Here is a 25,120-nt window from a genome sequence, read left to right as displayed (position 1 = left end):
GGTGGTTGGCGTCAGTGGTCGGGGGTCTCCCAATCGACGGGGGAGTGCAGCACGGTCGGTCCCGACGTGGTCAGCATCAACTCCGGAACAAAGCATCGTGGCGAGGTGCGCAGGAGGAAGCGCACGGATTCGGCGACGTCGTCTGCGGTGATCATCGTGTCCTGCGCGGCCGACGCCCAGGATGCCCCGGGTGTGTCGACGAACCCGGGAAGCAGCGCGGTGACATGGATGCCGTCGCGGCTCAACTCACCATGGGCGGAATTGCTGAGCGCGACGAGCGCCGCCTTGGTGGCGGCGTACACCGAGACGTTGGGTGGTGTCTGACGGGCCACCAGGGAACTGACGTTGACGACGTTGGACTTTCCTCGCGTGGCCGCGGATTCCCGAAGGCTGGGAATGCTTGCGCGGAGAAGCTGGAACGCAACGCGAAAGTTGAGGTTCAGTTCGAGATCGAGCGCCTTGTCCTTCTTCGTCTCGATGGACGCCAGGCCACCCGAGCCGACGTTGTTCACCAACAGGTCGAGCTGACCATGCCGGTCGAGATGCTCGGCGAGGACGCTCTCGGCGGCGCCGGACCGGGCAAGGTTCGCGGCGACCGCATGAGCGCGCGGGCCGAGTTCTCGTACCGCCGATGCGAGCTTGTCGGCGTCCCGACCACAGACCGTCACCGCCCAGCCGTCAGCGGCGAGCATGTGAGCGATGGCGTATCCGATGCCGGCAGAGCCGCCGGTGACCAGGGCAGCTCCCTGCATGGGGGCACGAGTGAGTTCATCGTCGCGGGGAGTTGCGTTCATGCGGAGATGGTTGTCCGGTACCGGTCGCGGTTCAACTTCTCACCGCGACGCCAGACCGAGTCGATCGACAGAGTGTCGTCGATGTCGACGGTGGGATCGCCGTCGATCAGCAGCAGATCGGCCTGGAGAGCGGGGCCGATGCGCCCTCGATCGGTGAGTCCGTAGATACGGGCAGGCAGGGCGGTGGCCGAGTGGAGTGCTTCGACCGGGGTCAGACCTGCCCGTACGAGGAGCTTCATCTCCGCGTGCACGGAGATTCCGTGCGCGGTGCCGACGACACCGATGCTGGCCGCATCCGTTCCCATCAGCAGCGGGACACCTGCGGCATGCAGTTGGCGTGCCGCCTCGATCGAGTAGTCGAGTCTGCTCGGCCCCCCGAGGTGCCAGCATGCCTGGAGATTCTCGCGCCACTCCGCGGGAAGCAGGCCCTCGGCGCGAGGATCGGCCGCCAGCGTCTCGCCGGTGTGCTCGCCTGCGAGTGACCCGAGGGTGACCAGCGTCGGGACGACGAACACCCCGGAGTCCTTGATGGCTCTGACGATCTCGGGCGTCGGGGGTTGGTCCATGAAAAGGTGCACGAGGCCGTCGACACCCGCGTCGATGGCCTGGTGCGCACCCTCGACAGCGGTCACGTGGGCGACGGCCATCTTCTGGTGGCGATGGGCCTGGTCGACGAGCGCCTTCACGACGTCCGGAGTGAGTGTCGGTGAAGGATGACCCATCGCGGTGCCGTTGTCGATCAGGATCTTGATGTAATCGGCGCCCTCGGAGATCCTGTCCTCGACGAAGCTCTCAACGTCGTCGATACCGCTCACCACGGGGAACTGTTCCTCGAAATAGGAACCGATCAACATCGACGGGTGACCGCCGAGCACGGTGGCGCCAAATGACGAGGATCGCACATCGGCGACATCGTTGCGGGTACGGGCCTGCTCGCGCACCTCGTGCATCCACGACGGAACCGAACCCATGTCCATCTCGGTCGTGACGCCGAACACGATCGCTGCCTCGATGGCGGGCGGTTTCGCGTGCGCATGGGAGTCGATGATGCCGGGCATGAGCGTCTTGCCGCTGGCGTCGATGATCTCGACATCGTCGGGAACCTCGATACTCGGGCCGACGTCGGCGATGGTGGTTCCGATGACGCGGACGTGAAGGTTGTCGTGCACGTGCTCGCCATCGAAGACGCGCGCACCGCGAATCACGAAATCATTGGACGTCATCGGAGTCTCCCATGGCTCGACCGACATTACATTGACGTTGACGTCTGAAGTTCTACGCTTACGTCGGACTCAAGTCAATGCCTGTCCTCGACTCGACCCGTCTGCGGGGCGGCTCGGGGGGAGGGGGAGGAGGCGCGGAGCGGGTCCTACCGCGGGCCCGACGATCCCGCGGCTCCCGATGAGGTGGCGTACACGACCGCGACTCCGTAGAAGATCACGAGCAACGCCGTGCAGATCCCCCAGACCAGCAGCGCGATCTTGCCCAGCTTCTTGACCTGGTCGGAGGAGTACTGGGCGCCGGCGACGTCGCCGGACCACCACAGGCCGGTGACCTTCGACGAGTGGGAGAACGCGGAGAACGCCAACGGCCAGAAGAACAGCAGCGCGACCACTGCCCACCCGGTGTTGGTCGGAGGCATGGGGCCCGCCGCGAACGGTTGCGGGGGATGGACGGTGCGTCCGTAGGCGGGCAGTGGGCTCATCTGGTTGGGGTGCATGGTGGCTCCTCGGTCGGTGCGCGGTGTTCTCGCTGTTCTCCGATTGGATGCACCACGGGGGCGGAAAGGTTCCCGATTCGCTGGACTGGACACGGTCGGCGGAATTCTGGACACGGTCGGCGAGTGGCGTGTCTTCGACGACGACCCGCGCGCCCGGATAACCCGGCCTTCGACGATCCAGATGTCTGCGGGGCCGCCGACGCCCCATCTACAACAACCCTCGCGCCTTCAGCGACAGGTAGTGGTCGGCCAGGGCGGCGGGGAGCCGCTCCGGGGAGGCGTCGACGACCTCTACGCCGAGACGGCCGAGCGCGCTCGAGGTGCGGTTGCGCAACGCGATGGTGCGCGCGGCAGCGGCGGCGTCGTAGATCTCGCGGGCGTCGTCGCGCCGGTCGAGCATCGTGCTGAGTGCGGGGTCGGCGACCGAGCCGAGGACCACCCGGTAGCGCTGGGCCAGCACCGACAGCGGCGGCAGCAACGACTCCTCGACGGCGGCGGGTTCCAACGGCGTGAGCAGGACGACGAGAGCGCGCTGTCGGCTCAGTCTGGTGACCTCGGCGCCGAGCATCGGCCAATCCGCCTCGAGCAGAGCCGGTTCCAGGGGTGCCATCGCGTTCACCAGATCATTGAGCAGGGTGGCGCGACCGGAACCGGCGACCCGACGGTGCACGCGCCGGTCACCGGCGAGCAGATCGACGCGGTCACCGGCGTGTGATGCCAACGCGGCCAGCAGGAGGGCCGCGTCCATGGCGGCGTCGAGGCGCGGGACGTCATCGACGCGACCGGCAGACGTCCGCGAGGTGTCCAGGACGATGATGATGTGGCGGTCCTTCTCCGGCTGCCATGTGCGCACCACGGTGGAGCGCCGGCGCGCGGTGGCCCGCCAGTCGATGCTCCGGACATCGTCACCGTCGACATAGTCGCGGAGCGAGTCGAACTCGGTGCCCTGGCCACGGATCCGCACCGTCGAGCTGACGGAGCCGGGCCAGCCGCGACGGGAGATGTTTGCGAGATCCGAACGGTGGCAGCGCGCGGACCTGTCCGGGGATGTAGAACGAACGCTGACGTCCGGCGCTACCGAACGGACCGCTGCGCCTGATGGTCACGCGGACCGCCTGCCGGTCGCCGCGGCGCGTGGGCGTCAGCCGGGTGATCACCGCGCGACGTTCGCCCGCCGGGATCGTGAGCCGGGTGCGGTCGTCACGGGCCCCCGCCGAGGGTTGCCACGCGTCGCGGATGTGTCCGCGGAACCGGCGTGATCCGGTGTTCTCGACGATCAACTGCGAAGTGGTCTGATCGCCCAGACGGATCGGGGCCGTGGGGCGCCGGAACACCCGCACCGCCGTCGTCTTGCCGGCCAGAGTGACGTCGACGACGGGCACGATCAGGCAGAACATGAACCACAGCCACACGGTGGCGAAACCCGGGTAGACGACGACGGGTAGCGCGCCGAGGATGACCAGGGCGAGCAGCCGGCCGGTGACGTACATCGGGTCAGCGCGGGACCGGGACGGACCCGATTGCGGCGTCGAGAACGGCGGCCACCGAGACGCCTTCGAGTTCGGCCTCGGGACGCAATGAGAGCCGGTGCGCGAGTGTCGACTGCGCCAACGACTTCACGTCGTCGGGCGTGACGAAGTCGCGTCCGTTGAGCCACGCCCAGGCGCGACTCGTGGCCAGCAGCGCGGTCGCCCCGCGTGGGCTGACCCCCAACGACAGCGACGGCGACATCCGGGTGGCGCGAGCGATGTCGACGATGTAGGTGATCACCTGCGGTGACACCGACACCCGACGGACCGCCTCGGCTCCGGCGACGACGTCGGCGGCAGACGCCACCGGGCGCAGGCCCGCAGCCACGAGATCGCGCGGGTCGAAACCAGCGGCATGTCGCATGACGACGGCGATCTCGTCGTCGCGCGGAGGTAGCGGCAGGGCCACCTTGACCAGGAAACGGTCGAGCTGCGCTTCGGGCAAAGGGTAGGTGCCCTCGTACTCCACCGGATTCTGGGTGGCGGCGACGAGGAACGGGTTCGGCAGCGGCCGGGCCACCCCGTCGACCGACACCTGACGCTCCTCCATGGCCTCGAGGAGGGACGCCTGGGTCTTCGGTGGGGTGCGGTTGATCTCGTCGGCCAGCAGCAGATTCGTGAACACCGGACCCTCGCGGAAGGTGAATTCCGATGTGGCGTTGTCGAACACCAGTGAGCCGGTGACATCGCCCGGCATGAGGTCCGGGGTGAACTGCACGCGCTTGGTGTCGACGCTCAGCGAGGTCGCCACCGATCGCACGAGCAGCGTCTTCGCCACCCCGGGCACGCCCTCGAGGAGGATATGGCCGCGGCACAGCAGTGCGATCAGGATGCCCGCGACGGCGGCATCCTGTCCGACAACGGCTTTGGCGACCTCGTCGCGAACCGCGGCGAGGGCGGCACGGGAGTCTCGGGTGACACCGGGATTGATGGTCATGGCGTGCGTCGCACTTCCTTCTCGAGGGCGGTCAGGTCGGTGACGAAAAACAGCAGATCGTCGGGAGTCTCTGGGAGCGGACCGGCGAGCAGGTGATACACCTGCTGCGGGTCGCGCCCGGCGGTACGGGCGGCGGCTGCGATGATCGCAGAAACACGAGGGTCGGGTGCCGCGTTCCCGGTTCCCAGGGCTGCTGTCGCAGCAGCGGCGTCGTAGGGAAGACCGAGGTGGCGGGCGAGCCGGTCGGTGGTGTGTACCCGCAACTGTCCGGCGGAACGGGCGTCGGCGCGGGCCTTGTGATACATCCGGCCACGAGCCTGGGTGGTCTCGATCGCCTTCACGACGACCGGCAGGGGCTCGGTGACGAGCGGGCCGAATCGTCGTCCGCGCCAGAACATCAGGACGAGAAGGCCGAAGAACGCGAGAAGGATCAGCGGTCCGACGGCGCGCGGGATGTCGGAGTCGCCCGCGTCGTCGGCGGGCCCGTTGTCGGCGATCGACGGCACATACCAGAGGATGCGGGCGGAGCGGCCGAAGGTGCGGAGCGCGACGCCGGCGTTGTCGAATCGGGTGATGTCGTCGTTCTGCAGCATCGCACCGGTCATCACGATGACCTCGGGACGATCGCCCGTCGCGGGGAGCGCGATCAGCGCTGACGAGTCGTCGGAGGTGAAACATGATGTCGCACGGACATTCTGATCGATCGTGCGGTATCCGAGGTCGTCGCGGAGGATGATGTCGTCGGAGGCGATGCCGGGCGCGGTGCACCGCGCATCGACCGAATCGGTGACCCCGGACGAGAAGCTCGTCACCACCGGCAGACCCAGCAGTTCCAGCCCTCGCCAGGACGGCGCCACCACGATGACACGATCCGCTCCGCGGACCCGATCACCGAAGGTGCGAGCGGAGTTCTCACCCAGATCCTCGGTGGCGCCGACGACGACGGTGGTACCCGGCCCGGGCCGCGGTTCGGCGAGCAGGTCGCGCTCACCACGGGCGATCACGACAGGCACGCCGTGGTCGTCGAGAACCGCAGCGAGCGCGGCCGTTCCGGTCGGTCCCGGGTTCTCCGGGTCGAGCGCCTCGGTGGGCGCGGGTCCCGTGCCTCCGATCATGAGGATCAGGCCGGTCAGCACCGCGACGACGACGAGTGCGATGACCACCCAGAGCGCAGTCCGCCGGGGGGCCTGCGACCCAGTGGCGGCGGGCGGGGCGGTGGGTGTTGCCGTCGTCGTCATGTCGCGATCTCCGAGGCGTGCGCCGACGACCGCGGCCGGGCCGACGAGATCGCCTCGTCCACCTCGAGGATCTCCTGGGCGCGCAGCACGGTCGCGTGCCGCCCGCCGTAGGCGACTTCGTCGAAAGTTGTGGCCGCCGAGCGCAATCGGTCGAGGTGATCCGGGAAGTGGGTGGCGAGGGCGTCGGCCACCTCGTGCGCGGTCAGCGACGGCGCGTCCGGGAGCAGGGTGCGTTCGAGGCCCCGGCGGGCGATGGCGCGCACTCCGTCGAGCACCGCGGCGTCGGTGTCACCCCGCGTCAGTGCTGCCTGTGCGCGTCGTCGGAACTCGTCGGCGGAGACGTCCCGTTCGCCGAACACGCTCACCGTGTCCGTGCGCGCCACCCGGGGGGTGCGGCGCACGAAGCGCAGCAGATACAGACCGAGAGCGAGCAGGGCGATCGCGACGATCGCCGCGACGAATCCCGGAAGTGGCGTCGAGGCGCCGGAGATCTGACTCAGCACCGAGTCGAACCAGTCCTCGATGGATTGCCACATCCGTTCTGCGAAACCGGGTTCGGACGATCCGTACCGCGGTTTCGACAGCTCGTCGGACAGCCATCGTCGCGCCTCGTCGTTGTCGGGTGACAGCGCGGCGAATACCGCGACCGTCGTCACGCCGGAATCCAGCCGTCGCGGTGCCCACCCTGCGCGACCTCGGAGGCGCCCTGGGCGAGTACGAGATCGTAACCCTCACTGCGGATACGGGCATCGACGTGCAGCAGGGCAACCGTGAGCGCGATGAACGGCTGCGTGACAAGCGTCGCAAGGACCGACCCGAGCAGCGGCAGCACGAGCACGACGGGGGTGAGCAGGCCGATGTCGCCGGTGGACCCGGCCATGCCGACCACTCCTCCGGCGATCTGGAACGCACCGGAGATCACCGCCGATGCGATCGAGGTCAGCACGATCACGAGGAACAGCACCGCGAACGTCCGCCAGAACCGGCCGGCGGTCAGACCGAACGATCGGCGGATTGCTTCGGTCACGCCGCAGCCCTCCACCACGACGGCCGGGAGGCAGAACGCCAGCCGCACCGACAGCCAGGTCGCACCGGCGGCGATCACGGCGAGAAGGAGGAGGCCGACGAGGATGAGACCTCCGCCGAGCGTGAACGACCACACCGACAACACGAACAGCGGGATCGCGGCAGCCGCTCCGACGAGAAGGACCAGCACGTACAGCCCGAACAGCGGTGCGAGGCGCGATCGGGTGCGCCGCCAGGTCTCGCCGACCGTCGGCGTGCGCCCGACCGCCTGCTGGTTCGCCGGGTAGGCGAACATGCCGCACAGCGCAGCGGTCACCACGCCACTCAACGTGCTGAGCAGCAGCACGCCGGAGATGAGAATCGCGTCGCCGGCGTCGGTGCCCCAGCCGTCCGTGGCCGAGATGACCGCCAGACCGCACAGTCCGATCGCCCCCGCGACGACGAGGAACGCCGCCCAGGTGATCAGGGTGAGGCCGAGGTAGGTGCCCGGGCTGCGGCGAATCGCGGTGAAGACGGCCTGCAGGATGTCGCCGACGGTCAGCGGGCGCAGCGGGATGATGCCGGGTCGGTGCGCGGCCAGAGGATTGGTCCAGAGTGGCGCAGGCGGTGTGCCGGTTCCCCAGGCGGGATGCGGTGACGGCACGGCCCCGGGGAGAGGACTCCACCCGGGCGGCACCGCTGTCGCAGGATTCGTCGGTGGCACGACCGGCCGCCCGGACTCGGGCGGAGATGGCGGGTGTGGAGATGGCGGGTGTGGAGACGGGCTCGCCGGGGGAGGCGACGCGCCTGGCGCCACCCAGGACCCGGGGCCGGATCGCCCAGGTGGTCCGTCGTGGTCGCCGATCTCGTTCATCGCCGCTGGATCATCCCGTCTGCTCGCCCGGGGCAGCTGATCGTCCCGCTGGTGTTGTCGGCGAAATTACCAAAACCGGGCGCGTATCGGCCGTCTTGTCCGTCGCGCGGATGACCGCGTCGGGCGGTGTGGGTGTGACCGGAGTCCGACACCGGGATCACCGCTGGGCAGCAGATGCCTGGATCATCCGGACGACGTCTGCCCAGCGGGGACGGTCATGTCGGCGGCACTCACCGTCGTCGGCGCCGTGCCGGGGCCACCTCGATGTGGTCGGCGTCGACCCTGGCCTCCGATCCGGCATCAGTGTCGGCACGAACCTCGACGGTCACCGGATCACCGGAGTCGGAGTCGGTGAGCCGCAACGGGGCGCCGTCGGGCTGCAGATAGCGGTCGCCCCACTGGAGCAGTCCGAGCACGACGGGGAGGAGGTCGTGTCCCATCTCGGTGAGTCGGTACTCGCTGCGCGTGCGCCGGCCGGGTTCTCGGTAGGGCACCTTCTCGAAGATGCCGGCGTCGGTCAGCTCCCGGAGCCGGGCGGAGGCGACCGCGTCGGTGATACCGACCCGCCGTGCGAACTGATCGAACCGAGTGGCCCCGTAGAAGGCCTCGCGCAGGATGAGGATCGCCGACCGGGTGCCGACGACGTCGAAGGCCTTGGCGATCGAACAGTTGGTCGCCTCCCAGGAATCGCGGTCCTGCAGGGGACCCGTGAGCGTCATCATGTGAGCCATCCTACATCTGGCTTGACAGGGCTATAGTCAGGGCGTAGACCTCTGACTATAGCCATCCAAAGTCAGATGGCCCGGAGATGGAGGAATCATGAGCAATGCGGTCATCGTCGACGCGATCCGCACGCCGATCGGCAAGGGCAAGGCCGCCGGCGCACTGCATGATGTGCACGCTGTCGACCTTCTGGCGCACAGTCTCGCCGCCGTCGTCGAACGCACGGGAATCGATCCCGAGGTCATCGACGACGTCGTCACGGGCGTGGTCAGCCAGGTCGGGGAGCAGGGTTTCAACATCGCCCGCCGCGCCTTGCTCGCAGCCGGGTACCCAGAATCGGTCCCGGGGGTGTCGGTGGACCGGCAGTGCGGTAGTGGGCAACAGGCGATCGCCTTCGCGGCGCAGGGCGTGATCTCGGGCGCGTACGACGTCGTCGTCGCGGCCGGCGTCGAATCGATGTCGCGGGTGCCCATGGGATCCGCCGTCGCCGGGACCAGTGACCTCAACGGGCGAGCCTTCGACAATCGCTACCCGGAGGGACTCGTCGGACAGGGGATCTCGGCGGAGCTGATCGCCGCGCGCTGGGGCATCTCCCGGACGGCGATGGACGAGTTCTCGCTGCGCTCACACGATCTCGCCGCGGTCGCGACCAAGAACGGGCTGTTCGAGAACGAGATCGCGCCGATCGCCGGTCTCGACGCCGACGAGGGCATCCGTCTCGGGAGCACCGTCGCCGATCTCGCGAAGCTGCGCCCCGCGTACTACGACGAGGCCATGGCGGCACGCTTCCCGGAGATCGGGTGGTCGATCACTGCGGCCAATGCGAGTCAGATCAGTGACGGATCCGCGGCGGTGCTGATCATGTCGGAGGAGAAGGCCCGCGAACTCGGGCTGCGCCCCCGGGCGAGAGTGCACTCGTTCTCCGTCGCGGGCGACGACCCGCTGCTGATGCTGACCGCCATCATTCCGGCAACGCGTAAGGTGCTGTCGCGCAGTGGGCTCGACCTCTCCGACATCGATCTCTTCGAGGTGAACGAGGCGTTCGCGCCGGTCGTCCTCGCGTGGGCGAAGGAACTCGATGTCGACCTCGACCGCGTCAACGTGCACGGCGGTGCGATCGCGCTCGGACATCCGCTGGGCGCCAGCGGGGCGCGGCTGGCGACGACAGCGATCAACGCGCTCGAGCAGCGCGGTGAGCGATTCGCGCTACAGACGATGTGTGAGGCCGGCGGTGTCGCCAATGCGACGATCTATGAACGTCTCGACGGCTGACGGTGCTACCGTCACGAAGTAGAACACGTTCTACTTTGACGAAAGGCTTTCGATGACGGTCGAGCAGGAAACTCTGAGCGAGAAGATCAACGCGGTGGTCGACGCCTACGTCGACCTGCTCAACTCGGGCACCGCCGAACAGATCGCCGACCTCTACGCCGCGAACGCGACCGTCGAGGACCCGATCGGTGCCGACCTGCGCACCACCCGCGAGCAGCTGGTCGAGTTCTATTCGGTGATCACCGGTATGGACGAGCGGACCGCGACGCTCAAGTGGAAGAAGATCGCCGGGGACACGGCCGTCTTCGAGTTCACCCTGGTCACCGGGACGTCGGGGATGAAGTTCGAGATCACCCCGATCGACATCATGGTGTTCGACGCCGACGGCAAGGTGTCGTCGATGCGTGCGGTGTGGGAGCAGTCGGACCTCAAGCAGATCTGATCCCCGCTGCGACCACCCGATCCCTGAGGAGGCCGGAGCTTGCGGAGGCCGTCACCCGATCCCTGAGGAGGCCGGAGCTTGCGGAGGCCGTCACCCCGATCCCTGAGGAGGCCGGAGCTTGCGGAGGCCGTCACGAAGGGTCTCCCACGAGGCGCATCGTGCCGCTCGCTCGTTCCTCCCGGGCTCCCGGGCTCCTCGGCGACCAGCGACCGGCGACCGGCGGTCAGCGGCGGCCCGTCGGCCGGAGCACGATCTCCTCGGGATGTGCATCGGCCGACGTGGTCACCGCATGTATCACCGCGCCGGCCACCGTCGACGTCGTGAGGAATCGCGACGGGTCGTACTCGTCGCCCTCGATCGCGACGAGATCACGCTGCATGTCGGTGTCGATCCGGCCGGGGAACACCGACGTCACGCGGAGGTCCGGTTCCTCGGCGCGTAGGGCGTCGGCGAGGGCGCGGAGACCGAACTTGCTGGCCGCGTACGGCGCCCACCCGGGGTTGGCCCGGCGACCGGCGCCGGAGTTGATGAACACGACGTGCCCGTGTGCCTCGCGGAGGGCGGGCAGGAGGAGTCGGGTCAGCTCGGCCGCCGCCACGAGATTCACCTCGAGCACCTGATGCCATTCCTCGACGGGTGTGTCCGCCACCCGCTCGAGGCTGCTGCCGACCCCCGCGTTGTGGACGAGGACGTCGAGAGTGGTGATCGCCTCCACGGCGGCCTCCACCTCGTCGTAGTCGGTCAGCTCGACAGCGAATGTGCTGGCACCGTCGAGCTCGGTCGCGAGTGCATCGAGCTCGGCGGACGGCCGGCCACCGAGCAGCAGGTCATGCGTGGGGGCGAGCTGGCGGGCGATCTCGGCGCCGAGGCCGCGACTGGCCCCGGTGATCAAAGCGGTGGGCACGAGAGCCCACGTTACGCCGACGACCCGTCGCGCCGCCCTTGGTGCGCGACGATGCCCCACCCAGTGGAAGAATCGACGCGTGGCCCGGTATGGATTCACCCCGACTCAGCTCTCCGCGCGCGCGGCCTACCTCCTTCGTGGCAACGATCTGGGCACGATGACCAGCGCCGCGCCGAAGCTGTATCCGCACATGTGGAGTTGGGATGCGGCGTTCGTGACCGTCGGATTGGCGCCGCTGTCGGTCGAGCGCGCCGTGATCGAGATGGACACCCTGCTCTCCGCACAGTGGGACAACGGGATGATCCCGCACATCGTGTTCGCCAACGGCCGGGACGGATACTTCCCAGGGCCCTCGCGGTGGGAATGTGCGCGCCTGGCGGCATGCGCACCGGACTTCCCGGACACCTCGGGCATCACCCAACCGCCGGTCCATGCCATTGCCGTGCAACGCATCCTGGATCATTCGCGTCGGCACGGGCGCACCACCCGCGCCGTCGCCAACGAGTTCATCGATCGTCGGTGGGCGTCGCTCGTGCGCTGGCACCGATGGTTGGCCCACGCGCGCGACCCCCACGGCAACGGCCGCGTCACCCTGTTCCACGGCTGGGAATCGGGTATGGACAACTCGCCCCGATGGGATCGTCCGTACGCGAATGTGGTTCCGGGAGAGGATCTCCCGCCGTACTCGCGCGCCGACCTCGATCACGTCACGGATTTCTCGATGCGCCCGTCGGACCTCGAGTACGACCGCTACATCTGGTTGGTCGAGCAGATGAAGCGGGCGAGTTACGACGACGATCTGCTGCCGAAGGTGATGAGCTTCGCCGTCGAGGACGTCTTCGTCAGTGCGATCTTCTCCGTCGCCTGCGACGTGCTGGCGACGATCGGCGAGGACTACTCGAAACCGCGGTCGGACGTCCGGGACTTGCGGGCGTGGGCCGACCGGTTCCGTGCCGGCGTGGTGGCCTCGACCAACGAACGCAACGGCGCCGCACGTGATTACGACCTGCGCGCCGACGCGTGGATCAACACCGAGACGCTCGCGGTCTTCGCGCCGCTGATCTGCGGAGGACTCTCCCGGGAACGGGAACGCGCGCTGCTGCGTCTGTTCGACGGCCCGCGATTCTGCGGTCACCCCGACCTGCGCTACGCGGTCCCGCCGTCGACGTCGCCGATCTCGATGGACTTCAAGCCCCGCGAGTACTGGCGCGGGCCGGTCTGGCCGGTGATGACGTGGCTGTTCAGCTGGGCGTTCGCCCGTCGCGGCTGGACCGAACGCTCCGCACGCCTGCGCGAGGAGGGACTGCGTCAGGCGACCGACGGCGCGTTCGCGGAGTACTACGAGCCGTTCACGGGCGAACCACTGGGCAGCATGCAGCAGAGTTGGACCGCTGCCGCGGTGCTCGACTGGTTGGACTGAGCCGGCGACCGTCTCGGCTGACAGTTCTTCCCCCGGAAGTGAGTTCGTCCTCCGGTTGCAACCGCAGGACGAACACACACCCGGCGGAAGAACGGATGTCGACAACGGATGCCGCCGGGCGCGACTCAGTACTCCTCGGCCCCGACCAGTGCGGCCTCGTCGTCGACGTCGTGCTCCTCGGCGGCGCGACCGCGGACGAACGAGACGGCGAACACGGCCACGAGGCAGTAGAGCACCGCGAACCAGAAGGGTGCCGACACCGAGCCGAACCAGTCCGCGAGGTGCGCGACGAGGACGGCCGACACGGCAGCGCCCATCCAGCGCAGGAAGCTGTAGCCGGCGCTGGACACCGACCGTGGCATCGACGCGTCGCCCGAGGACATCGCCACCCCGGTGAACAGGGTGTTGAGCACGCCCGACGGCAGGCCCGACAGGATGACGGCCAGACCGATCAACCACACCTGACCGGCGAGAACGCCGACGGCGGCGAGTGCCATCACGACCGCGTAGGTGCCGATTGCGGTGATCACGCCGCCCTTCTGGCCGACGCGCTCGGCCAGCCATGGAGCGATGAACACTCCCGCGAGCGCGGTCAACAGACCCCAGCCGAAGAAGATCAGGCCCGCGTAGATCGGCCGCAGACCCATGGCGATCGGGGCCCACGCGATCACGGTGAACAGGGCGCCGGTGTAGAAGGCCGAACCGATCGAGGTGATCAGCAGGGTCCGATTGCGTAATGCCTTGAGCGGGTCCACGATCCGCACGGGCACGCGGGTGGTCCGCGGTCCGTCCGCGGGCAGCATGACGGCGCACAGGATGGCCCCGATCAGCATGAGGAGTGCGGTACCACCGAACGGCGCACGCCAACTCCATTCGCCGAGAACGGCTCCCAGCAACGGGCCGACGGCGAGGCCGACGCCGAGCGCCGCCTCGTACAGCATGATGGCGCCGTGCTGGCTGCCCTTGGCCGCCGACACGATGAATGCGAGGGCGGTGGCGATGAACAGTGCATTGCCCAGACCCCACAGCACGCGATAGGCGATGAGTTGGTCGATGCCGCTTGCGAACGCGGAGATCCCGGCCGCCACCACGATGAACGCCAGTCCGACGGTCAGCGTCCGCTTCGGGCCGAACCGGTAGGCGGTCCACCCGGTCAGCAGCATCGCTACGCACTGCACGCCGACGTACACGCCGAACAGGAGAGTCAGCTTCTCCGGCGGTGCGTTGAGCGCCTCGGCGATGCTGTTCAGGATCGGGTCGACCAGGCCGATGCCCATGAAGGCGATGACGGCGGCGAACGCGGTCACCCAGACCGTGCGGGGCTGCTGCCGGAACGTCTCCATCAAGGATTCGTGGTGATCGGGTCGGGGCGTCGGCGACGCCGCCCGGTTCTCGGTGACGGTCATGTGTACCTCGTGTTCACTCGGTCGGTGTCGCTGCGTCCGCCGGCGTGGCGTCGGCGTGGGTGGGCAGCGCATCGAGTTGTTCGCGGAGTGCCTGCAGGGCCGGCGCTGCGGCGGCCAGCGCCGCGCGGTCGTCGGGGCTGAGTCCGGCCAGGGCGGCGGTCAGGATGCTGTCGCGTCGCCCGCGGACCTGGTCGAGTACGTGCCGGCCGTGGGCGGTCAGATCGACCATGACCGCGCGCCGATCGGCGGGGTCGGGCTTGCGCTCGACGAGTCCGTTCTTGGTCAGTCCGTCGATGAGGGCGGTGGCCGTCGGCATCCGGATCGACTCACGGTCGGCCAGGGTGCCCATCCGCATGGGACCATCGTCGAGCAGGACGGACAGGGCCGACGCCTGGGCGGCGGAGTACTCCTGGATCGGGGTACGGCGACGAAGGGCCAGGTAGAGCCTGGTCACGGTCGGTCGTAGTGCGACCGCCAGTTCGGAGACCTCGATATCAGACACATTCGTAAGGCTAATACTTAGGCTTACGAAATAAAAGCCGACGCTAGTGTGAAGTGCATGACAGAACAGAGGAAGCGGTTCTCGGCATTGCCGCCTCGCTCGCGCGCGCTGATCATCGTCGGCGCCGTCGTGCAGTTCGCCCTGCAGGGCACTGCCCTGCGCGATCTCAAGCGTCGACCGGCCGCGCAGGTCAAGGGTCCCAAACCGCTCTGGGCTGCGCTGAGCTTCGTGAACTTCGTCGGCCCGATCGCCTACCTGACCGTCGGTCGGAAGGGCTGACGAGCTACACCCCGATCGGCGAACCTCCGTCTCGCCAGACCGCGACCACCGCGGGTCGCGGCTGTGACGTGCCGCCGTCGGGCCAGTGGGAGGCCGGGTTGTCGGCGGAGTGGTCGTCGAGTTCGCCGGGATGCTGCACGCAGACGATCACCCGATCGCGGTCGATGATGGGCCCGCAGGTCTCCGCGCCGACCGGGACCGTGAGGAACTGTTTGGTCTCGCCGCGCCGATCGCCGTCGAGAGCAACCGCGAAGAGTCCGTCGTTGCTGTCCAGGGCGTTGCCATCGGTGGAGATCCACAGATTTCCGTGGGGGTCGAACGCCACGTTGTCCGGGCAGGAGATCGGGCTCACCGCAGTCTTGTCGAAACCGCCGAAGTAGGTGTCGGCCTCGGCGGGATCGCCACAGACCAGCAGCAGATCCCAGGTGAAGTCGGTGCCGGTGTGGTTGTCGGTGATCTCGATGATCTGACCGTTCTTGTTCTCGTTGCGCGGGTTCGCGGAGTCGGCGGCGGCCTCGCCCTCGGTCCCGCGCTTGGAGTTGTTGGTCAGCGCGCAGTAGACCTTGCCGGTCCGCGGATGGGGCTCGATGTCCTCGGGACGGTCCATCTTGGTGGCGCCCGCCTTGTCGGCGGCGACCCGGGTGAAGACCGCGACTTGGGCTGGATCCATCCCGTCGACGTGGCTGCGTGCGCTGCCGCCCGGGTTCACCGTGAGCAGCGGATGCCATGTGCCCGTCCCCGCGAAGGAGCCGCTGGGCGGCAACGTTCCGGACCCGTCGATCGCCTGGGGCTCGTTGCCGGTGAACGATGCGACGTACAGCGTGCCCTCGTCGAGGATGCCGGTGTTGTGTGCACGCGCCGTCGCCGACAACCCGGTCTTCATCTTCCGCGTCGACACGAACTTGTAGATGTACTCGAAACGCTCGTCGTCGCCGCTGTAGGCGACGACGGTGCCGGCGTCGGATCCCGACTGCACGACGTGGATGGTCGCCGACTCGTGTTTCAATCGCCCGAGCGCGCTGTGTTTGATCGGCGTCGACGCCGGGTCATGTGGGTCGACCTCGACGACATAGCCGAATCGGTTGGCCTCGTTGGGTTCCTGCGCGAGGTCGAATCGTTTGTCGAACCGACCCCACTGGTGGTAGTCGCCGTCGTCCTCGAAGGAGTACCGCTCCAGGTTCTCCTTGGTGGCCGGGTCGGTGACGGTGCTCGCGTTGCTGAAGTAGTTGTTGAAGTTCTCCTCGCCGGACAGCATCGTCCCCCACGGGGTGAGCCCGCCTGAGCAATTGGCGATCGTACCCAGCACGGTGGTGCCTGCCGGATCGGCCGAGGTGGTGACGAAGGCACTGCCCGCCGCCGGCCCGGTCAGCCGAATCGGCGTCGACGCAGTGATACGCCGGTTACGTTGTCCGACAACCGGTGTCAACGAACCACTGCCGGGTGTCGCGGCGACCTCGAGCACGGTGATCCCGTGGGCGGCCATCGAGATCCGCGCCTGCTGCTCGCTCGGTTCCTTCGGCGTGTAGCCGGGGAACATGAACTCCTCGGTCGTGTACTCCTGGTTGCACACGAGGTAGTGGTGTCCGCTCACGCCGTCCACGGCGATCAGTCCGGCGAAGTCGTTGTTGAACCCGAACTGCATCGCCTGCGCCTCGGGTGTCTGGTTCGCGAAGTCGAACTCGGGAGCCCCGGGAAGAACCGGATCACCCCATCGGATGACGACGTCCTGCCGATATCCCTGCGGAATGATCAGAGCGTCTTCGGTGTTGGGCGCCACGGCGGCGAAGTTCATCCCGGGCAGCGCGCTGTCGCCGCTGCTCGTCGTCGTCGACGACGCGGTACTCGAACCGCTGTCGCTCCCGCACGCCGCCAGCAGCGACGTGGCGCCCAGTGCGACGGCGGCACCGGCCGACGACCGCAGGACTGCTCGTCGGGAAGCACTGGCACGCAACACATCACGGAAGTAAGGGTTGTCGCTGGAGTTACCCGGTTCGTGCCAGCACGCCTCTCCGCACTTGTATCGGCACGTCACGTGGGCGCGGGCCGAGCGGCCGATCTGATCGCCGGACGACGTGAACAACTGCAACGGAATACGCACGGTAGGGCCCTCCCCGGGACGCTCTCTGGGCTGATCGAGAACTGTCCGAACATTAGGGAGGCGAGTGGAATGCACGGCGATCCGCGCGTGAACGGGAGACGAACACGGGTTGATCATGCGAGCCGACCTGGATGTTGTTTGGCCGCGCCGGGCCCGGGTACCCCGACTCATCGACGTGAAAGGACGGTGTTTTCGATGAGCACATACGTGACCGCGAATCCGACGACCGGACAGACCGAGCGTGAGTTCCCCGGACTCGGCGACGACGCGATCGCCGAGATCGCCGATCGTTCCCTGGCCGCCTACGGACAGTGGCGCGACACCTCGGTCTCGCAGCGCGCCGACGCCCTCGCACGGACGGCGGAGCTGTACGAGAAGCGTGCCGACGAACTCGCGTCGGCCATCACGACCGAGATGGGCAAACCCACCAAGGAAGCCGCCGGTGAGGTCCAACTCGCCGCCGACATCTATCGCTGGTACGCCGACCACGGGCCCGAACTGCTCGCCACCGAGGCGCTCGACCCGCAGGGAGCGGACGCCTCGATCGTGCAGCGCGTCCCGATCGGACCGCTCGTCGGCGTGATGCCGTGGAACTACCCCTACTATCAGGTGGCCCGATTCGTCGCACCGAATCTGTTGCTGGGCAACACGATCATCCTCAAGCATGCGTCCATCTGCGCGGCGTCGTCGGCGCTGATGGCCGAGATCCTGCATGACGCCGGCGTGCCCGAGGACGCCTACATCAACGCCTACGCCAACAGCGGCCAGATCGCCGACCTGCTGGCCGATCCGGCCATCCGTGGTGTCTCGCTGACCGGCAGTGACGCCGCCGGGGCCGCCGTCGCGCAGGCCGCGGCGGAGAACCTCAAGAAGTCGGTCCTCGAGTTGGGCGGCTCGGATCCGTTCATCCTGCTCGACACCGCCGACATGGCGCGGACCACGAAGATCGCGGCCCGCGCACGACTCTCCAACTCCGGTCAGGCGTGCAACTCACCCAAGCGGTTCATCGTGCTCGACGACCTCTACGACGACTTCGTCCGCGGACTCGTCGAGCAGTTCGAGGCGATGGCCGTCGGCGATCCGGCCGACCCGGACACCCGGATGGGTCCGCTGTCGTCGGTGTCGGCGCGCGACACCGTCGCCGAACAGATCGACACCGCGGTGAAGCAGGGTGCGACCCTGCACACCGGCGGCAAACCGCTCGACCGCGATGGTGCGTTCCTGGCGCCGACGGTCCTCACCGACATCACCCCGGACATGGATGCCTACTCGGAGGAGATCTTCGGTCCGGTGGCGATGGTCTACAAGGTGTCGTCCGCCGACGAAGCCGTCGAACTCGCCAACGACGTCGAGTTCGGACTCAGCGGTTCGGTGTGGAGCACCGACACCGACCGCGCCGAGCAGGTCGCCGACCGGCTCGAGGTCGGCATGGCCTACATCAACGAGCACGGTACGACGCTTCCCGGACTGCCCTTCGGCGGCGTGAAGCGCTCCGGCTACGGGCGTGAGCTCGGTCGTTGGGGTCTGGGCGAGTTCGTCAACACTCGGTTGCGCAGGACCTCGAGCAAGTAGCGGCCGCCACCGGCCACACGGGCGGATCGGGCGGCGGGCGTCAGAAGCGACCGCCCACCCCGATCCGGCCGGACGTGCCAGAGCCGCCGAACGAGCCGGGGCTGCGGCCGCCGCTGCCGTAGCCGCCGCCGAAACCACCACCGAAACCGCCGCCGCCCCAGCCGCGGCCACCACCCATGCCCCGCAGGAAGCTGTCGACGAGGATGCCGCCCAGCACGGCACCGCCGGCCGACGGACCGGACTGCGGCTGACTCTGCTGCCACTGCACGACGTCACCCTGGGCTGCCATGAGCGCCTGATCGGCGAGCGCGCCGGCACGACGGGCGGTGTCGGCGGCACTCGCGGGATCTGCGGTCGCCGACTCGGTGGCTTCCTGCAGGAGGCGCTGCGCTTCGGCGAGACGGGTGCGCGCCGTCGACTGGATCGCACCTCGCCGGGTGGCGATGAAATCGCTTGCCGCCGAGACCTTTGCCTGGGCGGATGTGATCGCCGCGGTGAGCAGCTCGGACCGGCGCTGCCGCTCCGCCGACGCCGATCGCGCCGAGTCGAGTGCGTTGTCGAGGTCGGCGTCCGCGTCGACGAGGGCGGTGAAGGTACCCAGCGGGTCGTCGGAGAATCGGGTGCGGGCAGCCTCGACAGCGGTCGTCGCCGCGGCGACGGCGGTCGCCAGGGCACGGCCACCATCGGTGGTCAGTGACGCCGCCTCCGCGAGCTCGCCGTCGACCTCTTCGATGAGCGCGGGCATCCTGGTGTGCGCCGCAGCGATGTTCCGGTCGGCGTTGTCGATCGCGTCGAGCAACTTGTTCGCCTGGTCGAGGGCACCCTCGGCGGAACGGATCGCCGCCACCGCCGGGCCCTGCTGACCGGCCGGTGCTGCCGCCGCCTCACGCCCCTGGTCGGCGCTGCGTTCGGCGAACTCGACCTCCTCCTGCGCCAGCGGGATGTTGTGGATGATCGATGCGAGCACATCCTCGCCGTGTGCGGCGATCAGCGTGTCCAACTGCTTCTGCGAGTTCTCCAGGCGTGTTCGCACGCCGACGAGCTTCTGGGTCAGTTCGGAGAGCCGGCTGTCTGCGTTGATCAACAGATTTCGCATCGCGTCGAAACTCTCCACCTGCGCGTCGAGCGCAGCGTCGACGTCGGTGCAGGTGGTGATGATCTGCACGAGCATCGACCGACGTTCGTCCGGCGTCTCGGGGATGTCGTCGTCGAGACGCTGACGGAGTGTGAACGATTCGGCGAGGCCCTCCTTGGCGGTGGCGAGCGCCTGCGAGAACTGTGCGGTGTCGGACTCGCCGAACTCGCCGATCGCCAACTGCAACTCCTCCTCGCTGGTGCGGATGGCATTGTCGGTGTCGGTGAGCACCTCCCGCGACCACGGGTCGAGGACCTCGAGCGGCTGCGCCAGCAACTGGTCTCCGGTCAGCTCCTGCTCGCGCACCGCCTCGAGGCCCGCGTCGATCCGTTGGCGTTTGCGCCGGCGGGTGTACATCAGGGCGCCCGCCCCGCCGACGACGGCGACACCACCGACGGCCGCCGCAGTGATGAGTCCGGTGTTCGACGGGGTCATGGCGGAGCTGATCCCGGTGACGGCGGCCTCGCCGGCGCCGGCCCAGTTGCCGTCCTTCAGGGCGGGGACGATGTCGCCGCGAGCGATGTCGTCGAGGGCGTCCTGATCGAGTCCGTCGATCGCCTCCGGCGACGAGAAGTAGTACCCGCGATCCTCCGTGGCGACCGCGAGGAGCACGTCACGGTCACCGAGATCGCTTGCCGCAGCGGTCTGTTGGGCCCACTGCTCGGGTGACAGTCCGTCGAAGCTGCGGACATAGGCCACCCACAACTGGACCTCGTGGTCGGTGTAGAGACGGTCGATCGAGGCGAGCAGATGGCCGCGCTGCGCGTCGGTCAGCACGTTGGCGGGATCCACCACCTGGGTGGGCAGCCGAGACGGCGGCTCGGCATGTGCCGGTCCGGAGACACCGGGGAGGAGCAACGCGGCGACGACCGCGACGACGAGCAGACCGAGCCGACGGATGAGCGTGGCGGTGGCAGGCATGGGTCCCAATCTAACGGTCCGCCAACCGGTCGATGGAGACCCTGCCCGCCGACTCACCGGGTCAGCTGTTGTGCGCGTCCCGCCACTTGCAGAGGGCCTCGAGGACGGTCAGGTCGTAGTCGGGGCCACCGGCGCCGATGGTGATCAGTGAGATGCCCGCCGCGACCAGCTCATCGGCCTTCTTCAGCGCGTCGTCGGGGTCGGTCGAGTTGAGCCCGGCCGAGTGCTCGATCGCCGACGGGTCACGGCCGACGTCGGCGCAGTGCCGGTCGAGGATCTCCGACTTGCGCTCATAGGTCGGCACGTCGACGAAGTAGTGCCAGATGTTCGCGAACTCGGCGACGTGCCGCAACGTCTTCTTCTCCCCGCCGCCGCCGATGAGCACCGGGATGTCGCGGGTCGGAGCCGGATTGAGTTTGCCGAGCCGGTCGGAGATGCGCGGCAGCGATGCCCCGAGATCGTCGAGACGGCCACCTGCGGTGCCGAACTCGTAGCCGTACTCGTCGTAGTCCTTCTGGAACCAGCCGGACCCGATGCCGAGGATCAGCCGGCCGTCGGAGATGTGATCGACGGTCCGCGCCATGTCGGCGAGCAGTTCCGGATTGCGGTAGGAGTTGCACGTGACCAGGGCGCCGATCTCGACGCGAGTGGTCTGCTCGGCCCACGCGCCCAGCATCGTCCAGCACTCGAAGTGCTCGCCGTCGGGGTCGCCGTAGAGCGGGTAGAAGTGATCCCAGTTGAAGGCGATGTCGACGCCGAGATCCTCGGCGCGCCGGACGGCGTCACGGATCTGCGAGTACTGCGGCGCATGCTGCGGCTGCAGTTGGACGCCGATGCGGACGGGAAAATCACGGGCGGTGAAGGTCATGTGGCCAGTCTGCCGAAAGATCGGCCGCACGTCATTGTCCGAATCGGCGGCCCCGCACGCGTGGTAAGCAGAGATCGTGACGTCTGGACCGGTGGCACCCGAACTCCCCGAACTGCGTCGGCGCACCAGCGCGAAGTGGCGGTCCTACCCCGACGACGTCCTGCCGATGTTCGTCGCGGAGATGGACTTCGCGCTCGCGCCCGTCGTCGCCGACGCCATGATCGCGCAGGTCCGGACCTCGGATGTGGGGTACTGCAACGGGCCCGGAGACGTCGGTGAGGCCTTCCGCGGATTCGCCGACCGTCACTGGGGCTGGGCTGTCGATCCCCTCGACGTCCGCCTGACGACCGATGTGAGTGTGGTGATCGTCGAGGCGCTGCGCGTGGCCATCGAGCCCGGCGATCCCGTCATCATCACCCCGCCCGTGTATCCACCGTTCTTCGAGCTGATCCCGGAGGCGGGAGGACGGCTCGTCGAGGTCCCGCTGCAGCTTCACGAGTGGAATCGGTGGTCGCTGGACCTGACCGGCATCGAGGACGCGCTCCGCGCGGGTGCCCGAGCGGTGCTGCTGTGCCACCCGCACAATCCACTCGGACTGGTCCATCCGCGCGAGGATCTCGTCGCGCTGGCCGAGCTGGCCGCGGCCCACGACGCCGTCGTCGTCAGCGACGAGATCCATGCCCCGCTGGTCCATCACTTCGAGCCGACGTTCGTCCCGTTCCTGTCGGCGAGCGATACCGCACGCGAGGTCGGCATCGCCGCGCACTCGGCGAGCAAGGGCTTCAACATCGCCGGGGCCAAGTGTGCGCTGACGGTCACCGCGTCGGACCGGATGCGGGCACTCGTCGACCGCCAGCCCGGCGAGGTCGGGTTCCGCACCAGCATCCTGGGGCGGGCGGCCACCGAAGCGGCCTTCACCGGCGGCGACGACTGGCTGTTCTCGACCGTGGATCGGATCGTGGAGAACGTCGACATCCTCGGGCAACTGCTCGACGAGGAGTTGCCCGAGGTGGTGCTGCACCGTCCGACTGCCTCCTACCTCGCGTGGCTCGATCTCCGCGCGCTCGGGCTGGGCGACGACCCGGCCGCCGCGATCCTCGACCACGGACGCCTCGCCCTGCACTCCGGGCCGGCATTCGGCAGCCAGGGACGCGGCTTCGCGCGGATGAACGTCGGATGCGCGCCGGGCATCGTCGAGCAGGGTGTGCAACGCATCGTCGACACCGTGCGCGCGATCGGGCGGTGAGTCTGCTGAAGGGTCGCTGAGCTCGGCTTTTCCGGCGGTGCAACGTTGGGTACGTCGGTGCAACGCAGGTGCAACCACCTCGCTCCTACTCTGTGCAACAGATCACATGTCCACCGGTGCGTGGCGCGTGTGACACCCCCTGACACCTCAATCGGAACAACATGAGGAGCACGAGATGAGCGTCTACGCGAAGCCGGGTACCGAGGGATCGGTGATGAGCTTTGAGTCGCGATACGACAACTGGATCGGTGGCCAGTGGACCCCGCCGGTGAAGGGTCAGTACTTCGAGAATCCGTCGCCGGTCGACGGCAAGACGTTCTGTGAGGTCGCGCGGTCGACCGCCGAGGACATCGAACTCGCGCTCGACGCCGCACACAAGGCGGCACCGCAGTGGGGCAAGGTCTCCGTGGCCGAGCGGTCGCTCGTGCTGCTGCGCATCGCCGATCGTCTCGAGGAGAACCTCGAGAAGATCGCCGTCGCCGAGACCTGGGACAACGGCAAGGCCGTCCGTGAGACGCTCGCCGCCGACATCCCGCTGGCGATCGACCACTTCCGCTACTTCGCCGGCGCCCTGCGCGCCCAGGAGGGCTCGATCTCGGAGGTCGACGAGGACACCGTCGCCTACCACTTCCACGAGCCGCTCGGCGTCGTCGGCCAGATCATCCCGTGGAACTTCCCGATCCTGATGGCCGTGTGGAAGCTGGCCCCCGCGCTCGCCGCCGGCAACGCGGTGGTGCTGAAGCCGGCCGAGCAGACCCCGGCGTCGATCCTCTACGTCATGAGCCTGATCGCGGACCTGCTGCCGGCGGGTGTCGTGAACATCGTCAACGGCTTCGGCGTGGAGGCCGGCAAGCCGCTGGCCTCGAGCAACCGCATCCGCAAGATCGCGTTCACCGGTGAGACCACCACCGGCCGACTGATCATGCAGTACGCCTCGGAGAACCTCATCCCGGTCACGCTGGAGCTCGGCGGCAAGAGCCCGAACATCTTCTTCGACGATGTGATGAGCAAGGAGGACGGCTTCCTCGACCGTGCGCTGGAAGGCTTCTCGATGTTCGCGCTCAACCAGGGCGAGGTCTGCACCTGCCCGAGTCGCGCGCTGATCCAGGAGAGCATCTACGACGACTTCATCGCCAAGGCGGTCGACCGCGTCAACCAGATCAAGCAGGGCAACCCGCTCGACACCGACACGATGATGGGTGCGCAGGCCTCCAACGACCAGTTCGAGAAGATCAGCTCCTACCTCGCCATCGGCCGGGAAGAGGGCGCGAAGGTGCTCACCGGTGGCGAGCCCGCCGATCTCGGCGGCGACCTGTCGGGCGGCTTCTACATCAAGCCGACCGTCTTCGACGGCCACAACAAGATGCGCATCTTCCAGGAGGAGATCTTCGGGCCGGTCCTCGCGGTGACGACGTTCAAGGACTACGCCGACGCCATCCACATCGCCAACGACACCCTCTACGGCCTCGGCGCCGGTGTGTGGAGCCGCGACGGTGCCACCGCCTACCGTGCGGGCCGGGAGATCCAGGCCGGTCGCGTGTGGACGAACACCTACCACGACTACCCCGCGCATGCCGCGTTCGGCGGCTACAAGCAGTCGGGCATCGGTCGCGAGAACCACCTGATGATGCTGGAGCACTATCAGCAGACGAAGAACCTGCTGGTTGGTTACGCTCAGAACGCCAAGGGTTTCTTCTGATCCGAAGAGGTGCACCAGATGACCACCGAACAAACGATCCCTGATCGGGTGGTCGCCACAGACGCCGCCGTGCAGCTCCTGACCAAGTTGTCGGAGCTGCACGGCGGACTCATGATCCACCAGTCCGGTGGATGCTGTGACGGCTCGGCCCCCATGTGTTATCCGGTCGGCGAGTACCGCGTGGGACAGCGCGATGTCCTCGTCGGCGAGATCGAACTCCCCGAGCTGATTCCGGATGTGCGCGTGTGGATCAACGGCGACCAGTTCGATCTGTGGAAGCACACGCAGTTGATCCTCGACGTCGTGAAAGGTCGCGGGGCGGGGTTCAGTCTGGAGGCGCCGGAGGGTGTCCGGTTCCTTTCGCGGGCACGGGCTTTCAGCCCGGAGGAGAACGAGGTGCTGGCGGCCAATCCGCCGCTCACCGGCGCGACCGCCGGAATCTAGTCCGCCGACAACACATCTCACACCGAGGTTGCCCGATGGTCCGCTGACCGGACCATCGGGCAACCTCGTCTGGGCAGGGGCAGGGGCAGGGG

At 68.1% G+C, this 25,120-nt stretch carries 22 protein-coding genes and 1 pseudogene; 8 read left to right on the top strand and 15 right to left on the bottom strand.

Annotated elements, in window-relative coordinates:
* Positions 1 to 11: 11 nt before the first annotated feature.
* From EEB19_RS25450 to EEB19_RS25410, 9 genes and pseudogenes are all read right to left on the bottom strand, one after another.
* On the bottom strand, positions 12 to 794 hold the full coding sequence (locus EEB19_RS25450; RefSeq protein ID WP_262365917.1) for an SDR family oxidoreductase: 783 nt from the start codon (positions 792 to 794) through the stop codon (positions 12 to 14).
* Positions 791 to 2,017, bottom strand: a complete 1,227-nt coding sequence (locus EEB19_RS25445) for an amidohydrolase family protein (protein WP_187590116.1) — start codon at positions 2,015 to 2,017, stop codon at positions 791 to 793. Before EEB19_RS25445 ends, EEB19_RS25450 begins: the two co-directional genes overlap by 4 nt.
* Before the next feature lie 146 nt (positions 2,018 to 2,163).
* Complete coding sequence (locus EEB19_RS25440) at positions 2,164 to 2,499, bottom strand: CD225/dispanin family protein (protein ID WP_262365918.1); 336 nt, start codon at positions 2,497 to 2,499, stop codon at positions 2,164 to 2,166.
* 223 nt (positions 2,500 to 2,722) lie between these two features.
* Positions 2,723 to 4,004, bottom strand: a pseudogene (locus EEB19_RS25435) (DUF58 domain-containing protein).
* A 4-nt stretch (positions 4,005 to 4,008) separates the two neighbouring features.
* Complete coding sequence (locus EEB19_RS25430; RefSeq protein ID WP_187590114.1) at positions 4,009 to 4,980, bottom strand: MoxR family ATPase; 972 nt, start codon at positions 4,978 to 4,980, stop codon at positions 4,009 to 4,011.
* Positions 4,977 to 6,218: a DUF4350 domain-containing protein gene (locus tag EEB19_RS25425; protein ID WP_187590113.1), complete on the bottom strand. Its 1,242-nt coding sequence runs from the start codon at positions 6,216 to 6,218 to the stop codon at positions 4,977 to 4,979. The genes EEB19_RS25430 and EEB19_RS25425 overlap by 4 nt, the downstream gene beginning before the upstream one ends.
* Positions 6,215 to 6,874 (bottom strand): DUF4129 domain-containing protein, encoded by a 660-nt coding sequence (locus EEB19_RS25420; protein ID WP_187590112.1) that lies wholly within the window; start codon positions 6,872 to 6,874, stop codon positions 6,215 to 6,217. The genes EEB19_RS25425 and EEB19_RS25420 overlap by 4 nt, the downstream gene beginning before the upstream one ends.
* Complete coding sequence (locus tag EEB19_RS25415) at positions 6,871 to 7,887, bottom strand: glycerophosphoryl diester phosphodiesterase membrane domain-containing protein (RefSeq protein WP_187590111.1); 1,017 nt, start codon at positions 7,885 to 7,887, stop codon at positions 6,871 to 6,873. Before EEB19_RS25415 ends, EEB19_RS25420 begins: the two co-directional genes overlap by 4 nt.
* A 440-nt stretch (positions 7,888 to 8,327) precedes the next feature.
* Positions 8,328 to 8,819 carry a helix-turn-helix domain-containing protein gene (locus EEB19_RS25410; RefSeq protein ID WP_187590110.1) on the bottom strand — a complete coding sequence of 164 codons (492 nt, stop codon included), beginning with the start codon at positions 8,817 to 8,819 and terminating at the stop codon, positions 8,328 to 8,330.
* Between the two features lie 97 nt (positions 8,820 to 8,916).
* Here EEB19_RS25410 and EEB19_RS25405 point away from each other — a divergent pair, with 97 nt between their 5' ends.
* Both EEB19_RS25405 and EEB19_RS25400 read left to right on the top strand, forming a co-directional pair.
* Positions 8,917 to 10,092 carry a thiolase family protein gene (locus EEB19_RS25405; RefSeq protein WP_187590109.1) on the top strand — a complete coding sequence of 392 codons (1,176 nt, stop codon included), beginning with the start codon at positions 8,917 to 8,919 and terminating at the stop codon, positions 10,090 to 10,092.
* A 52-nt stretch (positions 10,093 to 10,144) separates the two neighbouring features.
* Entirely contained in the window at positions 10,145 to 10,534 is a 390-nt protein-coding gene (locus EEB19_RS25400) for a nuclear transport factor 2 family protein (RefSeq protein WP_187590108.1), read from the top strand.
* A gap of 223 nt (positions 10,535 to 10,757) precedes the next feature.
* On the opposite strand, the gene EEB19_RS25395 is transcribed toward EEB19_RS25400, so the two are convergent.
* Positions 10,758 to 11,438 carry an SDR family oxidoreductase gene (locus EEB19_RS25395; protein ID WP_187590107.1) on the bottom strand — a complete coding sequence of 227 codons (681 nt, stop codon included), beginning with the start codon at positions 11,436 to 11,438 and terminating at the stop codon, positions 10,758 to 10,760.
* Between the two features lie 79 nt (positions 11,439 to 11,517).
* Between EEB19_RS25395 and EEB19_RS25390 the strand changes: the two genes are divergently transcribed.
* Complete coding sequence (locus tag EEB19_RS25390) at positions 11,518 to 12,858, top strand: amylo-alpha-1,6-glucosidase (protein WP_187590106.1); 1,341 nt, start codon at positions 11,518 to 11,520, stop codon at positions 12,856 to 12,858.
* Between the two features lie 125 nt (positions 12,859 to 12,983).
* On the opposite strand, the gene EEB19_RS25385 is transcribed toward EEB19_RS25390, so the two are convergent.
* Positions 12,984 to 14,264, bottom strand: coding sequence for an MFS transporter (locus tag EEB19_RS25385; RefSeq protein WP_187590105.1), 1,281 nt, complete (start codon positions 14,262 to 14,264; stop codon positions 12,984 to 12,986).
* Positions 14,265 to 14,277: 13 nt separating this feature from the next.
* Positions 14,278 to 14,766 carry a MarR family winged helix-turn-helix transcriptional regulator gene (locus tag EEB19_RS25380; RefSeq protein WP_187590104.1) on the bottom strand — a complete coding sequence of 163 codons (489 nt, stop codon included), beginning with the start codon at positions 14,764 to 14,766 and terminating at the stop codon, positions 14,278 to 14,280.
* 57 nt (positions 14,767 to 14,823) lie between these two features.
* Between EEB19_RS25380 and EEB19_RS25375 the strand changes: the two genes are divergently transcribed.
* Entirely contained in the window at positions 14,824 to 15,045 is a 222-nt protein-coding gene (locus EEB19_RS25375) for a PLDc N-terminal domain-containing protein (RefSeq protein ID WP_187590103.1), read from the top strand.
* A 4-nt stretch (positions 15,046 to 15,049) separates the two neighbouring features.
* On the opposite strand, the gene EEB19_RS25370 is transcribed toward EEB19_RS25375, so the two are convergent.
* Positions 15,050 to 17,143: a PhoX family phosphatase gene (locus EEB19_RS25370; RefSeq protein WP_187590102.1), complete on the bottom strand. Its 2,094-nt coding sequence runs from the start codon at positions 17,141 to 17,143 to the stop codon at positions 15,050 to 15,052.
* A 195-nt stretch (positions 17,144 to 17,338) separates the two neighbouring features.
* On the opposite strand from EEB19_RS25370, the gene EEB19_RS25365 reads away from it, so the two are divergent.
* Positions 17,339 to 18,715, top strand: coding sequence for an NAD-dependent succinate-semialdehyde dehydrogenase (locus tag EEB19_RS25365; protein ID WP_187590101.1), 1,377 nt, complete (start codon positions 17,339 to 17,341; stop codon positions 18,713 to 18,715).
* Positions 18,716 to 18,755: 40 nt separating this feature from the next.
* Here the strand turns inward: EEB19_RS25365 and EEB19_RS25360 are convergent, their stop codons facing one another.
* Both EEB19_RS25360 and EEB19_RS25355 read right to left on the bottom strand, forming a co-directional pair.
* Positions 18,756 to 20,771, bottom strand: coding sequence for a TPM domain-containing protein (locus tag EEB19_RS25360; protein WP_187590100.1), 2,016 nt, complete (start codon positions 20,769 to 20,771; stop codon positions 18,756 to 18,758).
* A 61-nt stretch (positions 20,772 to 20,832) separates the two neighbouring features.
* Positions 20,833 to 21,639, bottom strand: a complete 807-nt coding sequence (locus tag EEB19_RS25355) for an LLM class F420-dependent oxidoreductase (protein ID WP_187590099.1) — start codon at positions 21,637 to 21,639, stop codon at positions 20,833 to 20,835.
* A gap of 76 nt (positions 21,640 to 21,715) precedes the next feature.
* Here EEB19_RS25355 and EEB19_RS25350 point away from each other — a divergent pair, with 76 nt between their 5' ends.
* From EEB19_RS25350 to EEB19_RS25340, 3 genes are all read left to right on the top strand, one after another.
* Positions 21,716 to 22,885, top strand: coding sequence for a MalY/PatB family protein (locus EEB19_RS25350; protein ID WP_187590098.1), 1,170 nt, complete (start codon positions 21,716 to 21,718; stop codon positions 22,883 to 22,885).
* Between the two features lie 175 nt (positions 22,886 to 23,060).
* Positions 23,061 to 24,584, top strand: coding sequence for an aldehyde dehydrogenase family protein (locus EEB19_RS25345; protein ID WP_187590097.1), 1,524 nt, complete (start codon positions 23,061 to 23,063; stop codon positions 24,582 to 24,584).
* A gap of 18 nt (positions 24,585 to 24,602) precedes the next feature.
* A complete protein-coding gene (locus EEB19_RS25340) occupies positions 24,603 to 25,028 on the top strand; it encodes a DUF779 domain-containing protein (protein WP_187590096.1) in 426 nt (141 codons plus the stop codon).
* Positions 25,029 to 25,120 lie beyond the last annotated feature (92 nt).

Source organism: Gordonia sp. OPL2, assembly GCF_003797825.1.
In the GTDB taxonomy this organism is placed as follows: domain Bacteria; phylum Actinomycetota; class Actinomycetes; order Mycobacteriales; family Mycobacteriaceae; genus Gordonia.
This window is presented reverse-complemented; position numbering and strand designations above follow the sequence as displayed.